This window comes from Methylocaldum sp. 14B (genome assembly GCF_002005105.1).
GTDB lineage: Bacteria > Pseudomonadota > Gammaproteobacteria > Methylococcales > Methylococcaceae > Methylocaldum.
Map to the genome: position 1 here is coordinate 149,921 of NZ_MSCV01000010.1, position 14,530 is coordinate 164,450.

Annotated in this window: 17 protein-coding genes; 16 read left to right on the forward strand and 1 reads right to left on the reverse strand. The window is 60.4% G+C overall.

What is annotated here, in order from left to right:
• Positions 1 to 127: 127 nt before the first annotated feature.
• The 5 genes from B2A78_RS09665 (at position 128) to B2A78_RS25640 (ending at position 2,885) form a co-directional block, all read left to right on the forward strand.
• Positions 128 to 451, forward strand: a complete 324-nt coding sequence (locus tag B2A78_RS09665; RefSeq protein ID WP_143735129.1) for a hypothetical protein — start codon at positions 128 to 130, stop codon at positions 449 to 451.
• Entirely contained in the window at positions 448 to 1,446 is a 999-nt protein-coding gene (locus B2A78_RS09670) for a lambda-exonuclease family protein (protein ID WP_077729782.1), read from the forward strand. Before B2A78_RS09665 ends, B2A78_RS09670 begins: the two co-directional genes overlap by 4 nt.
• An 82-nt stretch (positions 1,447 to 1,528) precedes the next feature.
• Complete coding sequence (locus tag B2A78_RS09675; RefSeq protein ID WP_077729783.1) at positions 1,529 to 2,128, forward strand: hypothetical protein; 600 nt, start codon at positions 1,529 to 1,531, stop codon at positions 2,126 to 2,128.
• Positions 2,125 to 2,316 (forward strand): hypothetical protein, encoded by a 192-nt coding sequence (locus B2A78_RS09680; RefSeq protein ID WP_077729784.1) that lies wholly within the window; start codon positions 2,125 to 2,127, stop codon positions 2,314 to 2,316. Before B2A78_RS09675 ends, B2A78_RS09680 begins: the two co-directional genes overlap by 4 nt.
• Before the next feature lie 281 nt (positions 2,317 to 2,597).
• Entirely contained in the window at positions 2,598 to 2,885 is a 288-nt protein-coding gene (locus tag B2A78_RS25640; RefSeq protein WP_143735130.1) for a hypothetical protein, read from the forward strand.
• Here B2A78_RS25640 and B2A78_RS09690 read toward each other — a convergent pair.
• A complete protein-coding gene (locus tag B2A78_RS09690; RefSeq protein WP_077729786.1) occupies positions 2,856 to 3,065 on the reverse strand; it encodes a hypothetical protein in 210 nt (69 codons plus the stop codon). The two genes, B2A78_RS25640 and B2A78_RS09690, sit on opposite strands and share 30 nt — an antisense overlap.
• Before the next feature lie 133 nt (positions 3,066 to 3,198).
• Between B2A78_RS09690 and B2A78_RS09695 the strand changes: the two genes are divergently transcribed.
• From B2A78_RS09695 to B2A78_RS09750, 11 genes are all read left to right on the forward strand, one after another.
• Positions 3,199 to 4,143 (forward strand): AAA family ATPase, encoded by a 945-nt coding sequence (locus B2A78_RS09695; protein ID WP_077729787.1) that lies wholly within the window; start codon positions 3,199 to 3,201, stop codon positions 4,141 to 4,143.
• Positions 4,143 to 4,886, forward strand: a complete 744-nt coding sequence (locus tag B2A78_RS09700) for a hypothetical protein (RefSeq protein ID WP_077729788.1) — start codon at positions 4,143 to 4,145, stop codon at positions 4,884 to 4,886. Before B2A78_RS09695 ends, B2A78_RS09700 begins: the two co-directional genes overlap by 1 nt.
• Before the next feature lie 79 nt (positions 4,887 to 4,965).
• Positions 4,966 to 6,027, forward strand: a complete 1,062-nt coding sequence (locus B2A78_RS09705) for a DUF3150 domain-containing protein (protein ID WP_077729789.1) — start codon at positions 4,966 to 4,968, stop codon at positions 6,025 to 6,027.
• Positions 6,028 to 6,166: 139 nt separating this feature from the next.
• A complete protein-coding gene (locus tag B2A78_RS09710) occupies positions 6,167 to 7,966 on the forward strand; it encodes a hypothetical protein (protein WP_077729790.1) in 1,800 nt (599 codons plus the stop codon).
• Positions 7,967 to 8,222: 256 nt separating this feature from the next.
• Positions 8,223 to 8,846 (forward strand): hypothetical protein, encoded by a 624-nt coding sequence (locus B2A78_RS09715; protein WP_077729791.1) that lies wholly within the window; start codon positions 8,223 to 8,225, stop codon positions 8,844 to 8,846.
• A 495-nt stretch (positions 8,847 to 9,341) separates the two neighbouring features.
• Positions 9,342 to 9,770: a hypothetical protein gene (locus B2A78_RS09720; RefSeq protein WP_077729792.1), complete on the forward strand. Its 429-nt coding sequence runs from the start codon at positions 9,342 to 9,344 to the stop codon at positions 9,768 to 9,770.
• Positions 9,771 to 9,780: 10 nt separating this feature from the next.
• Positions 9,781 to 10,056: a hypothetical protein gene (locus tag B2A78_RS09725; RefSeq protein ID WP_077729793.1), complete on the forward strand. Its 276-nt coding sequence runs from the start codon at positions 9,781 to 9,783 to the stop codon at positions 10,054 to 10,056.
• Between the two features lie 75 nt (positions 10,057 to 10,131).
• Positions 10,132 to 10,500, forward strand: a complete 369-nt coding sequence (locus B2A78_RS09730) for a hypothetical protein (RefSeq protein ID WP_077729794.1) — start codon at positions 10,132 to 10,134, stop codon at positions 10,498 to 10,500.
• A 126-nt stretch (positions 10,501 to 10,626) separates the two neighbouring features.
• Entirely contained in the window at positions 10,627 to 10,869 is a 243-nt protein-coding gene (locus B2A78_RS09735) for a hypothetical protein (protein ID WP_077729795.1), read from the forward strand.
• Positions 10,870 to 11,076: 207 nt separating this feature from the next.
• Complete coding sequence (locus B2A78_RS09740; RefSeq protein ID WP_077729796.1) at positions 11,077 to 12,798, forward strand: DUF4942 domain-containing protein; 1,722 nt, start codon at positions 11,077 to 11,079, stop codon at positions 12,796 to 12,798.
• Positions 12,799 to 13,368: 570 nt separating this feature from the next.
• Positions 13,369 to 14,517, forward strand: coding sequence for a site-specific integrase (locus tag B2A78_RS09750; protein ID WP_077729797.1), 1,149 nt, complete (start codon positions 13,369 to 13,371; stop codon positions 14,515 to 14,517).
• The last annotated feature ends 13 nt before the right edge of the window (positions 14,518 to 14,530 follow it).

Genomic DNA, 14,530 nt, shown 5'->3' on the forward strand with positions numbered 1-14,530 from the left:
AAGAAGCGCTTCACGGCGAACCCGTCGAAGCCTGATTTGACCCCCCTAACCTCAACCCCACCGGGGCGCCAGGAATTGCCCCCAGGGGAGATCCGTCATGGCGCCCCCTTCACTTCAGGAGGACGCCATGAATAATGACACCCTGACGAAATCGCCCAACCAGTTGCCGCTCCACACGGACTGGGCGCGGTACGAAACACCCGCCGTGGTGCGCAAGCACGGACGGCAGTTCCTGGAGCGCTTCTGGGCACCCCAGGAAGGCGAACCCCGAGCGCTCAGTTTCGAGGAAATCGTCGAATCCTACGGAGCGCGCATCGATGCGTCCGAAGACGTAACGCTCCTGTTCTTCGAAGACGCCGATCAGGCGGCGGCTTGCGCCCGCAAGCTGCGTGAGACGGGGGAAGCCCTGTCCATTGCCGCACAACTCCGCGTGCACAGGAGGGCGGCATGAAAATCGTGGACCTGAAGCAACGCACCCCGGAATGGCAGGTCTGGCGCAACGCGGGCGTGACGGCGTCCGAAACGCCGATCCTGATGGGTTCGCCCTACAAAACGCCGTGGCGACTCTGGGCCGAAAAACGCGGCCTGGTGCTTGCGGAAGATCTCTCGGGCAATCCCCACGTCCAGCGGGGTATCCGGGAAGAGCCGGAAGCGCGCCGTCGCTTCGAGGATCGACACGGCGTCCTGTTGCTGCCGGTCTGTGCCGAATCGACGGACGAACCGATCCTCAGGGCCAGTTTCGACGGTCTGACCGACGACGGCCGGCCGGTCGAGCTCAAGGCCCCCACGGCCGCGAAATTCCGTGACGCGGTGGAGAACGGCCAAGGGTCGGAGCTGTACCAGCGCTATTACGCGCAGATCCAGACCCAGATCTACGTGTCCGAATCCGACCTGGGGTACTTCGCCCTGCACTTTGGCGAGGCGTTTCTGGACCTCGAGGTCCCCCGGGACGACGACTACATCGCCCGCCTGGTGGAGGCCGCCCGAACCTTTTGGGCGTACGTCAAATCAGGGAAGGAACCTCCCTTGGATTCGGAGCGCGACCTGTACGTCCCGCGTGGAAACGACCTGGACACCTGGTTTCGTCTGGCCGCCGAATATCGGCAGTTCGACGAGAAGCGGGCCGGCTATACGGCGGAGGCCAAGGCCATCGAGAAAAAGCTGGCCGAGCTGGAGGCGCAGTTCCTGAAGATGATGGGCGGGTTCACGCTCGCCGAATCGTCGGGCATCCGGATCAGCCGCTATCTCCAGCAGGGCTCGGTCGATTACAAGGCCGCCCTCCAGGCATTCCAGCCGGAGGTGACCGAGAGCGAACTGGAGCGATTCCGGAAGAAACCTTCGGAACGGGTTCGCATCACCGTCAGAGCGGAAGAAGACCGCCGAACCGAAGTCCCGTTCGAGCCCGAAGCCTTGAAAAAGGCGGCCGGGATTGACGCCTGGTTCTGACGTTCAACCTTACTCAACCCCGAAGGGGCGCAGTCATCGCCCCCGGGGCCGTGATGCGCCTCTTCTTTCTGGAAGGCGCCTCATGAACTATCAAGACTATCAATCGGCGCGGCAGGGCGGTCCGCGGCAGGGCGGTCTGATTCCGGCCCAGGTCGCACTGAACAGGGCTCGCCGGAGCAAACAACTGGACGAACTCACCGAACGGCTGCAATTCGCATGGCTCCTGAAATACGGCCAGTACGACGAAGCCGCTTGGGAACAGGATGGATTCGACCTGCGCGTGAAAGTCGTCGATGACGAAGACGGATGGTTGAGTGTCGGAATCGACGTGTACGGTAGGTTCAGCGATCGATGGCGAGCCGGCGCCGTTCGTCACTGGATGAGTGACCGCCGGTCCTACAAGTGGTTCCTCCCCACCCATCTCGAGTATCGCCACGAGCGCTATCACAGGGCGTGCGATTACGGCCACGGTTGGAATTATGTCGCTATTCGAGTCGTTGCCTCCAAGGCCGGTGTGCCACTGAGTGAGACGACACTCTGGGGAATCGAGTCCGATTCGGACATCGAATTCTTTACGGAAACCGCCCTGGATCTCGGCCAAGACGCGATCGCGAAGGCCAAAGCCAAGCTTGCGCGGGCTGTGCGAAGGGAACCGCCTATGAGCACGTGGGCGCAGCCATGAAACGGAAGGACGTATTGGCTTACCTGCGGATCGCCGGTTATCACGGCGACCGTAAGGCCTTCACCAGACTGCTGGTGGAAAATCGGGTTTCCCGAACGGCCGCCAACGAGGCCTGGATATCGGGCAGAAAAGCCCGAGAGAACGGCGTGGGTTGTACTTGCCATCCATGCAGAGACCCCACCTCTTGACGAAATTCGCCCCAACTTCGGTTGGGGCTTTTCCCCTGATCTTGTCGAACCCGAGGTCAATGGAAAAGCTTGTCTTTTTGGCGTTATCCATGTTGGATGCGCTGAAATCCTGCCTCGTGCAGGCGTTCCGTCTACGGGCGGCGGGGAAGTCACCCTTCTTCGTGCCGGGTGCGTCAAACCCGGAGTTCGCGGCCGAAAGGCTCTGTCAGCAACCCATCCAGGGGAGATACAACCCCTGGTGGGGATCGTATCTCCCCCGATTTTTCAGAGGAGATACGACCATGAAACGAAGCGACACCCTCTTTTCCAGAAGAGCTGCCCGCGTGGCCGCCGAGGATCAGATCCTCGAGATGGCCTCGCTCAAACCCGCCACGGTCGCGGGCGCGCTGGTTCAGCATCCGGATATTTTCCGGGAGTTGAATGACGACATGGCCAGGACCCTCGTCCTGTCCCTGATCGACCGAGGTCAAGCGGAAATACTTCGCCAAATCCTGGGGCTAAAGACCATCGGCCGACGCAAGGCCGCCCTGCTGGCCGAGCTACTCCTCACGGATGCGTTCCGCGAGTAGAACGGCCTGCAGCAAGCGGGACGCCGGACCCTCGTCCGCTTCCCGCCAAGCCGATGCCGCCTTCTCCAAGGCGGCATTGTGCTCCCCGATCGTGCGGGGCGGCTTCAGGACGCCGGTCATGGCCCGAAAGGCCTTGAGTTCATCTGGCGTCAATCTGAGGTGATTTCCCATTTTGATCATCGATGGCTCCTGATGCGTATCCGATTGTTACATCGTACCGCGGAGTCTTTGTTTAGCAACCCCGACGGGGAGGTTCACGCCCCCGGGGAGTCGTGCGCCTTCTCTTTGGGTGAAACCCTGAATAGGAGGCGTTATGTACCAAGCCTTTTCCATCGCTCAAGTGTTCGGCATTCCGGTTCCGGCCAGGATGACCGTCGAAGGCTTCGCCGACGACAGCCATCCCAAAATCCCGGTCCAACGGGACTACGTGTTCCGCAAGGAGCCTCTGCGGGATGTCCTGGCATTCCTCGGCAATCCCCACGGCGACGGCCTGTATGTCACCGGCCCGACCGGATCCGGCAAGACCTCGCTGATCGCGCAGATCGCGGCACGGCTGAACTGGCCGGTGCACGCGGTGACCTGCCACGGCAGGCTGGAACTAAACGATCTGATCGGCCAGTTCACCCTGGTCGAGGGGAGCATGCAGTTCGTGCACGGCCCCTTGTCCCAGTCCGTTCGGGACGGGCATGTCCTGATCCTGAACGAGATCGATCTCATGGACCCGTCCGAACTAGCGGGGCTGAACGACATCATTGAGGGCCAGCCCTTGGTGATCGCGCAGAACGGCGGCGAAGTGATTCGTCCGCACCCGAAGTTCCGCCTGGTCGCCACCGGCAACAGCGCCGGCGGCGGCGATCCAAGCGGACTCTACCAGGGCGTGCTGCGGCAGAACCTGGCGTTGCTGGACCGGTTCCGGCTGATCGAAATCGGCTATCCGGAACCGGAACTGGAAGACGCCGTGCTGGCGAAGACCGTACCGGCCATCCCGGCGGCCATTCGGGAGAAGATGATTCGTGTCGCCAACGAGGTGCGCAAGCTCTTCGTCGGCGGCGATGAGGGGCCCGGGATGCTCAGCGTCACGATGTCCACCCGCGGACTCCTCCGCTGGGCTTCGCTGACGGTGGCGTTCAAGGGCGCTCCCAATGCCTTGGAATATGCCCTGGACAGGGCCCTGACCTTGCGGGCCGAGCCTGAACAACGGCTGGCGATCCACCGGATTGCCGCCGACGTGTTCGGCGACGACTGGAGAGGTGCGTGATGGAGGAGTATGACCTCTACCGCTTCACCCATCCGGACGGTTCCAGCAAGGATTGGGCCATCCGGCGCAATGCCGATGGCCGCATCACGACACGCTGGGGACGCACCGGTCCAACACTTCCACAAGTCGGTACCCGCCATCAGGACAAGACCGCCCTGGAAAACGCCAAGCGGCGGAAGGGGTACCTTCATGTCGGAAAGGTGCTGATCGATGACCATGGCAGAATCCAGTCCTTCGGGAACGACGTCCAGGACGAGCCTGCGCCAAGCCAACCTGCGGCGCGGAAAGAAGCGCTCTACTGGCGCATCAAGATCGGAGGATCGGCCACGCGAGAACAGTTGCTCGAATGGGGCAAAGCGGTGACCGGTGCGGCAGATCGGCTGGGCACGGCGTTCGGACTTGATCGAAGCGAGCGCGCCGACTTCGAGCCGGGTGTCATAGCCCACTGGCGCATTCCGGGGACCGGAGCATCCGGGGCGGGCCAAATCGGGCTTGACCAAGGGGTTATCCCGCTCCTAATCCTGATGACGATGAAGAGGTTGGCACCCGATGACGTAAGTGTCTCGCTTGCCACCGAGGACGGCGTTGAAATCGGGACCGATCTCAGAAAGGAAATCCAGGTGCTGGAAGGGTTCGGCACCGACCTGGAAAGCGTCAGGCCCATGGCCGAAGCGCTCGGGTTGCTTCCGCCGCGCATCAATCTGGCGGAAGCGATTCAGACGAATCAGGACTGCTGGTTCTGAATTCTTTTTTTCACCCCGAAGGGGCGCATCATTCGCCCTCTCGGGGCAGGGTGCGCCCCTCTCTTTTGGAGGACGCACCATGAAAGAAACCACAATGATTCTCGACCGCCTGCGGGTGGTCAAAATCGACGCCCATATCTGGGGCGGTCGCAAGAAGCTCCGCAAGGAGGATCTGATCCTCGCTGACGGCAGCGTGCTACCGCCCGAAGATCTGGCTTCGCTGGGTTCGAAGAAGATCGCCGATCCCCAAGAGCTCTCGGTCTTCAATCGCCTCAAGAAGGAGGCCGAACGGATCTGTCTCAAGGTAGGCACGCGCTTTCTGGGCGGCTTTGCCGTTCCGGAAGACTCGATCGACTCGATCCGGTCCGATCTGGAGCGGATCGCCCTGAGCTTCCATGCGGCCCGAGACGACTTCCTGTCCCGTTACGACGAGGCCGTTGAAGGCTGGGTCGCCAAACACCCCGAATTCGCCATGGCCATCCGCAAGGCGGTCGACCCCGTCGAGGTCGTCGCCGTGGGTCTCAGGTTCGATTACGTCATCTTCAGGGTATCGCACCCGGAGAAGACGGGAACCGGAGTGGCGGCGGATTCGTCTTCGCCGCTCGACCGCAGGGTCGGCTCGCTGAGCGAAAATCTGTTTCGGGAAATCGCCCAGGACGCCGACGACTTGGTCGAAAGCTCCCTGTTGGGACGCCAGTCCGTGACCCGTAAGGCGCTGAGTCCCCTCAAAAGGATGCGCGACAAGCTGGATGGACTGGCGTTTCTGGATCACCGCGTTCAGCCGGTCGTGGCGACCCTCGACGAGTTGTTGGCACGCGCGCCGAAAACCGGCGCATTGGACGGCAGGTATCTCAACGAGATGATCGCGACCGCGCTGTTGCTGTCCGATCCCGACAAGATCAAGCGTCACGGGGAAGGGTTGTTACAGATAGAAGGTCTGATACTACCGCAGATCGGAGAGGGCTCGGCCTTTGAGGAGACGGTGGAATTCCTGAACGACGAGGTTGCCACCGATCTATCCGAAAACGATGGGCTGGACGAAGACGAGGTCTTCGGGAAGCTCCCCCTTAAAGATCCGGAACACGCGGCCGCCTCCGAAGATCAGGCGGTTTTGATGGACGATCTCGGAGCCTGGTTCTGAATGTATCAACCCTGGCGGGGTGGCCATCCAACCCCGATCGGGAATGGACCGCGCCCCGCCTTCTGTACCATCAACCCAAAAGGGGCAAGTCCGCCCCGAAGGGGATCAGGTTTGCCCCTTATTTCTTAAGGAGCAAACCATGAACAGAAATCTCAACAACGCATTCCCCATCGTCGCCGCGGCGCTGGGCAACAAACTGGGCGTGAAAGTTCGCGTCGGTGGACAGGAGGCCAGGACCGATGGGGACATCATCCAGATCCCGGCCTATGACGGCGAGGATCCCGATTATCGGGATGTGGCCTGGGGCTACCTGGCTCATGAAGCCGCTCATGTTCGATACACGGAGATGAGCTACTTCAACCAGGCGGCCGCATCACCAATCCGCAAAGCCCTCCTCAACATCCTCGAGGACGTCCGGATCGAAAAGCGCCTGGCGGACATTTACCCGGGTACGCGTCTGACCATCGAAAAGACGGTGAGAAAGCTCATCGACAGCGGAGACTTTGCCGCCCCCACGCCGGACGATCATCCGGCCGCGGCGCTGCAGGCCTTTCTGCTGTTCGGGCTGAGGAGACGGGAACTGAGGCAAACGGTCCTGTCGGACCTCGCGGATTCGGCGGAACGAACGCTCGAGGACCGCTTCCCACCCGGTGCGGTGACCCGGCTGTTCGGTCTGCTTTCCGAGGTTCCGGATTTGGCCGGAACACGGGACTGCCTGAGCTTGACGGATCGGATCCTTCGCATGATCCAGGAAGAACTGGAGAAGGCGAATGATGAGAATCCGTCTGGCGAAGGTGACCAAGGCGGGCAGGACCAGCCAACCGGACAAAACCGGCCCGATCGCCGGGATGGCGATACAGACGACCGATCTCACCCCGCGAAGGATGAGGATAACGATACCGGAACTCTGCCGGATGGCGGGAAAACCGAAAACGATAGCGGGAGCATCGGCCATGCGCCGGAGGATGATCGGAAGGCAGCGGCCGATGGCGAGACGCTATCGCCGTCCTCTTCCGGTCAAGACACGGAGGACGATGCAGGGGTCCGCGCTCTGCGGGCGGTCTTGTCCGCCGGCGACGGCGATATCGGTCAGGACCTCTTTGAACAGGCACGGGACGCCATGAGACTGACTGCGTCGCAGAGCACGGACATTTCGCTACCGACTGTGGATGAGCCGCCGAGGAACCTCCAAGGCGGTCTTGCCCTGCTCGACAAATCGGCGAGGGAATCGGGCCGAATCCGGGCCACCTTGCAGGGTCTGGTCCAATCCAGTCGCCTGCGGAGGCCGGTGCACAAACGCGCGGGCCACCGCGTGGATGGCAACCGGCTGTACCGGATCGCGACCGGCGATGCGCGCATATTTGACCGGCGCTCGCCGCAGTCCGCACCCAATACGGCGGTGCATGTGCTGGTCGACCGTTCGCCCTCGATGAAAGCCATGGTCATCCACGACCAGAAAGTCATAGGCCTGCGAATCGACCTGGCCTGGGAAGCTTCGATGGCTCTGGCCCTGGCGCTGGAAGGCACCCCCGGGGTCAATCCCGCGGTCACGGCCTTTCCGGGACGCCATGGCGCCGACGACCGCGTCTATCGCGTGATGGATCATGGTCAAAGGGTCCGGCAACGTGCACCCTATTTCGGTTTCGGAACCGAGGGCGGAACGCCGCTGGCCCAAGGGCTGTGGTACGCGGCCAGCCGATTACTGGCTTGCCGCGAGCCGCGCAAGGTCATTCTGGCGTTGACGGACGGCGAGCCCGACAATCTGGACGCCACGCAGGACATTCTCGCCCGCTGTGCCGCGACCGGCATCGAAGTGGTGGGGATCGGCCTGGGGCTGGAGGTCGGACAGGTGTTCGAACGTTCCGTATCGATCCTGCACATCCACGAGCTTCGAGCCCGGTTGTTCGAGCTGTCTCGGAATCTGCTGATCGCCGCATGAAACGAGCGCGCCGGCTTAACGTCGGCGCCTTTTCAGTGCCTGCCGGCCGGGTGGGCACCGAAAAGGCGACTTCTTGTGCGCGTCCGTGACGGACCAGCACTCGATGATCCCAGCTGAGGATCTCAAACAAGCAGCCACACGACGGTCGTACGGGAGCCTGCCTCTCGTCATGACACTTAATCTACCCACCTGGGGAGTAAACGACTCCCCATGGGAGGGCGTTTCTCCTCGGACTTTTACCATAGGAGAAACGAGCATGTACCTTATCCTCGGACTTTGCATGACCGCGGCCGTCATCGTCGCGGCCAACATCGTGCTCACCACGATAGTGAGGCTGGCTTCTTTCGCATTCGCAGCGGCAAAAGCCGGTTATGAAGCGATCCGCGCCCGGCGCGCGCATAGCGAACGTATCTATCACTACCCATCATCCGTAATGGCCACCCCCATTCGGCCCAAGCGGGACTGGGAAAAGGAATCGACGTTGGTGCGCCAGCAGGTCCTTCTCGAAGGCCCGCGCATCTGGCGTAACCCCAGCCCTGTTCTCCAGCAGATCGATTGGGACATCGCCATCGAACTGAAAAAACAGGAACTGGTCCGCCTCAAGACCGAAACGGCACAGATTGTCCAGCAGCAGACCAAGGCAGAAGCCCGGGTCATGCGAAGGAAAAGCAGGTCAGCCAAACCGCTGACGGCTACCCGACAGGATGATCTGTTTTCGGTGACATCAGCGACAAGTCAGCCGGCTTCGCTGGCCGAAGCCGGCATAACTCTGCCGCTTGCCGCGCAATTCGGCGAATCTCCGGGTCATCCGGTTCGCCGCGAAGGACCGCATCCGTCAGTTCGGCAACCCGCTGCCCGAAGCGGTTGTTTCCGCCATTGAAAACCTGAAGTGTCCGGCCATTGGCGTATACCGTTCTGACCGGACCGCGGTCCACCCCGTCCTCCAGCAGGAGGAGGTTAAGAGCGGCCTGCGCCTTCGCTCTGGCCATCTCCGGCCGAAGGCGTAGCAACCGAAGGACGCGCTCGCCAAGTTCGCGATCCTTCGGATCATCATCGTCGAAATGGCGATCTCTAACGAGATCGGCCAACTCAGCCATCTCATTGAAATAGCGGTTGCATTCCTCAAGCACCTGCCTGGAATCGTCCAGGATCTCCTCGGGTGGAGGCGACGGTTTGAGGAGCTGTTTCAGCTTTTGCAGCATCGGGATTTCCTCGAGGATTCTGTTCTATGACCAGAAGATAACCGAGAAAACCCGATAGGCAATACCCAACCACGGCCCGGCATCCAGAGAGATGTCGTGGCGATCCAGCAACCCTCGAGGGGCGGACATTCCTTTTGGGGAACCTGGTCTGCCCTCATACCAAGAGAAAGATCATGAAAAAATTCGTTGTCAGCTACGAGTTGGACTACGTCCACACGGTCCGAGTCGGAGTTACCGCACCGGATGCTGAAGCCGCGAAGAAAACCGCGGAGGAAGCGTTCGATGCCGGGACAATTTGGGACAACACGGCAGACATGCCGTTGTTGTACGACGACTTCGAGGAAATGGATCGCGGTCACGTGCTCGAGTTCGAGGCCCAGGAGGTCGAGGAATTCCCGGAGCCCGAGGCCTGCGTGAGGGAGATCATCCAGCGTGACAAAGCATTCGCTGCGTGCAAGGCGCTGATCGCTGCTTACCAGAAGGGGGAGGAATCCGAATCCATTGACTGGGAAGATGTGGATCAAGCCCATCAACTCGCGTTGAAGGCCATGCCACACCTGGCGAGGGAGCAAGATGTCCTTTCCGGTGACGTCGTCAACTGAGGGAGGAGTCATGCCTTACCAGACCATCTGGGTCGAACCCGAAATCCTGTATCAAGGAACGGAGGTGACCATCCTTGCCAGTTATAACGAAGACGAGTGGGAGGAACCGCAATTCTACTGGGTTCGTCCCATTCCAGCAGGCTACGATCTCTCGGCTGAAATGGAATTCGAATCCGTCGATCTTCGGGAAATTGGATTCCGTGGCGACTTTCAGGATGAGCCAGAACGCTTGGCCTTCATCCAGAAAGCGGTTGCGGACGGCCACCTCAAGCCTGTGAGTCGATAGAAGGAGCATCCATCAACAACCCAGCCGGGGAAAATACCCCGGAGGGGTCGTTTCCCCGGCCAATGGAGAAACGATATGACAAAAGTACAAAGCCTCTCTGAAGGTGGCCGCGAGCCCGAATGCGGCGATCTAGTCAACGCACTGAAGGAGTGCCTCGCCGCGATGGAGTCCATGCGGACCCAGATCGAACAGATGAGAGGCTTGTTCGATGACGCCGATGGCGCCATTGCCGGTGCGTGTCGGGATCACGAGACGGCCGATTCCTTTGCAAGATCCGTGTTGGCATCGGAAGGAGGCGGTCATGGCAAATCCTGCATGGACAGGCTTTACATCGCCACCGCCGCTTTGCGCGATCTTCAAGTGGGCTTCCCACATGACGAGATTGCCGCCGTGCATGGCACCGGTCTGCGCAACCTAGTTCGCGAACTCGTCACACCTCCGTGAAAACGGGATCGATGATGAGGGGGCGCTGGATTGCGTTGCAATGGATGAAATCGAGCCACAGCAAGCCGAGAACATCGTCGCGGAAACACCCGATGCGCTCTCTCCAGTACGCAGGGAGCATACGAAATGAAAGGGTACGACCAAACGGATTTCGAGAGGAATCCAAGCAAGTACCGTCTGTTCAAGACGGCACGGATTGCTGAGGCGCCTCTGGCGGAAGACGGCTACCGCGTCGGCAGAATGGTCAGCATCGAATACCTCGATACGCGGACCAACGCCGCCGTCGCCGGTTATCCCGTCATGCCGCTGTATGCCGTGGACGGTAAGTTCTACCTGTTCGCCAGGGCGCTTGCGGATTTCGCGCTGTAATGACCGATCCCCATCGGGATAACCGTCCCAATGAAGCCGCCCTCGATGGGCTTCTTTACATCATTAAGGGAGAGATCAGTTATCCCTCCCTTTCCCAACTAAGTGATCGCTGCGGGATACCGCAGTGATTCTGCCAACCGCCCCTGCGGGATGTTTCGTCCCGCACGGGCCGAAGTGTCTCCGGGGCTTTTTTCTCCGGAGATACCCATGAACGATGATTTTCAATACTACCCGACACCTCGATCGCTGAGCGCCCGTGCCTGGGCGAAGTTCAAAAACCGGAACTTCATCCGGGTACTGGAACCCTCGGCCGGCGAAGGACACCTTCTCGAGTGCCGTCCTGGCGACAGATCGCGCATTGCCATCGACTGCATCGAGATTGACATCGCCAAACACCCGTCCCTGCGCGAGCAAGGCTTCGACGTGGTGGGCATCGATTTCATGCAGTTCGATTCCGGGGCCATGTATTCGCACATCCTCATGAATCCTCCCTTCGCCGAAGGCGCGAAACACGTGCTCAAGGCATGGGAGATACTGGAGGATGGCGAGATCGTCGCCATTCTAAATGCCGAAACGGTCAGAAACTCATTTTCGAAGGAACGCCAACTTCTCGTTCGACTCCTTGAGCAACATGGGGAGGTGGAGTACCTCCGGGACGTGTTTAATGGACCTGACTCGGCACGCAAGACCGACGTGGAAATCGCGTTGGCCTGGCTCAAGAAGGAATCAGATTTCGGCGCGGAAATCGTCGGATCCATTCTCGACGATCTCCGTCAGGATGGGACAACCGGCGAAGAGCTGGCTCGTGGCTACCACGACATAAACGACGTTGCCCTGCCCAACTCGTTCATCGAAAACGCGGTGCTGATGTTCAATGCCGCGGTTAAGGCCACCCGCCAGGCCGTCTTGGCCGACGCCCGTGCCCGCAAATATGGCCGGATGCTCGGACACACGCTGGAACGCCTGAACGGCGATGCTCCCGAGGACGATCTCGAATCCTCCCGGGAGTGGGTCAAGCGTGAGCTGTACGAGCGTTACAAGGACCTCAAGAACCGGGCCTGGACAGGCATCCTGCGTTCCACGGAGGTCACATCGAGGCTGTCGTCTTCAGCGCAAAAACGCGTCGAGGCAGAGTTCGAAACGATCAAGTCCTTCGAATTCACGGTCTCGAATGTTTACGGGTTTCTCCAGGGCATCATCGAAAAGCAGGGAGAAATCCAAATCGGCATGGCCTGTGATGTGTTCGACCTCATTACCCGATATCACACCGACAACAAGGTGTACTACATGGGCTGGAAGTCGAACGACAAGCATCGCAGCTGTGGTATGCGCCTCAAGACGATGCGTTTTGTCATTCCTGGACATGCCACCGAGGCGTGGCGAAGCGGCTTGTCCTGGGATTCTCAACAGATGTTGCGGGATCTCGATAAGGTGTTTGCCATGCTCGACGGCCAGGTCGAACCCGAGGTGAGTCTTGAATGGGTTTTCCGCTTCAAGTTCAGCGAACTTCGAAACGGCCAGCGCGTGAGCGCCTCCTATTTCGATGTCCGCTACTACCCCAGAGTCGGCACGATCCACTTCTTCCCGAAAGACAAGAAGCTGGTCGATCGTCTCAACCGGCTTGTCGGACGCCATCGGCACTGGCTGCCGCCGGAAGACGTGCGCGTGAGCGGCGCGTTCTGGTTGCAGTACGAGCAGGCCGAGAAGTTCGACAAGGCATTCCGGCAGGAAATAGGGAAGGCGCAGGGAAATCTGTGTGGGACCTGTAGGGACCTGTTCTGGACCGCGCAACACGGATACGACGAGGAGAAGAGTCGAGCTCAGGAACTGCTTGCCGATGCAATGTCTGCGACGCTTGAACAGCACGGCATCGATCCCGAGGGATTGCTAGAAGATAGCCGGCAAATGCCGCTGCTTCTCGCATCTTAACCTCACCCGTCCAAGGGGAACGCTTTCCGGAAGGACTGCGTTCCTCTTTGGGCTCAATTTCCCGTTACTCATCCCGCCGGGATTCTCAAGGCTTCCCGTCTGAGACTGCACAAACAGCGCCGGCTTCGGCCGGCGCTTTTCCAATCCTCCTGGCATCGTCCCGGCGCGCCGCCGGGGGGGGGGACGCTCGGAAAAGCGGAGTTCGCTGGGGAATAAGACATGCCGGGGGAAAACGGGGTGTAGGTCGGAATTGATTACTCATATGGCGAATCTTTCGCGCCCCCAGAGGGTTCGAAACGCGCTTATGATCGCGCTTCAAAAAGTATTTATTCCTTCAAAAAAGGGAAGAAGAACCACGATGACCACGACCCCGCTGCTGCTATGGAGCCTGGAACAGGCCGGAGAGGCGTTGGGCGGAATTTCCGCCCGCACCGTGCGCCGGCTGATCCAGGCCGGAGAACTGCCCGCCATAAAGATTCGCAGCCTTACTAAGTTGCGTCCCGCCGACGTGGAGGCGTACATTGTCCGCTGCGCGGGGCAGGCTGTGCCAACGACTACAGGAGATGACACATGCCAAAGCGCAAGCAACGAAAACGAGACCAGGATGGGATCTTCGAGCGGCCGGATTCGCCGTACTGGTGGGCGACCTGGACAGACGCCAGCGGCCGAACGGTTCGGCGCTCTACTCAAGTTCGACGCGAAGATGATCCGCGAAAGGAAAGAGCAAAGGCGATCCGGGCGCAATGGATCGTAGAAGCCGCCGAAGAAAAAGCCAACGGTCCAGAGCCACGGAAGGCCAGCGGCCCGACGTTTGAGGATTTGATGGTGGCTTACCTGGATGGCCCGAGCTTGGAAAAGCGTAGCCACGAGCGAGACCTGTACAGTTTCAAGCAACTCGCCCCGATCTTCAAAGGGAGGGAGCTTGCTAGCCTGACCGGGGCCGATGCGCGGGGCTACATCGCCAAGCGGAAGGAGGACCGGGTTTCCGCGGCCACCGTGAACAAGGAACTCGGTCTATTTCGAGCGGCGATCAACTGGGCTAAGAAGGAACTGGAATGGGACGTACCGAATCCGTTTGAAGGGCGAAAACTCAAGGAACCGGTTGGGCGCTCGCGATGGCTGACCCAGGCCGAGGCCGCCGCGCTGATCCAGGCCGCCGAGGAGGTGCCGAAGGCCGGGCATCTGCCCGACTTCATCAGGATCGGCTTGTACACGGGAATGCGGCCGGGGGAAATCCTCGGCTTAGAGTGGAGCCGGGTAGACCTGTCGCGAAACCTGATCTACCTCGGCCCAACGATGCAGAAGAACGGCAAAGATGGCAGCGTACCGCTTAACGAACGGGCACGCGAAGCCATCATATCACGGGCGCGGTTCCAGGCTTCCAACTGCCCTGCGTCGCCATGGGTGTTCTGCAACCGGGACGGGGAGCGGATCGCCAGCATCAAGAAGGGATTCGCTTCGGCGTGCCGATTGGCGAACCTGGAAGGTGTTCACCCGCATGACTTGCGGCGGACGTTCGGAAGTTGGCTGGTGCAGGCCGGGGTTCCGATTCAAGCCGTTTCGGCACTGCTTCGACATTCGGATATCCGGATTACGGACCGGGTCTACGCGCACCTATCGCCGGACTCGCTCAGGGAAGCGGCGACGGTACTTGATAGGGGAGCGGTTTCACGTTCAGGTTTCACGTTGCCAAAAACGGCGCGTGAAGAAGCGGGATAAGGTATTGATTTAG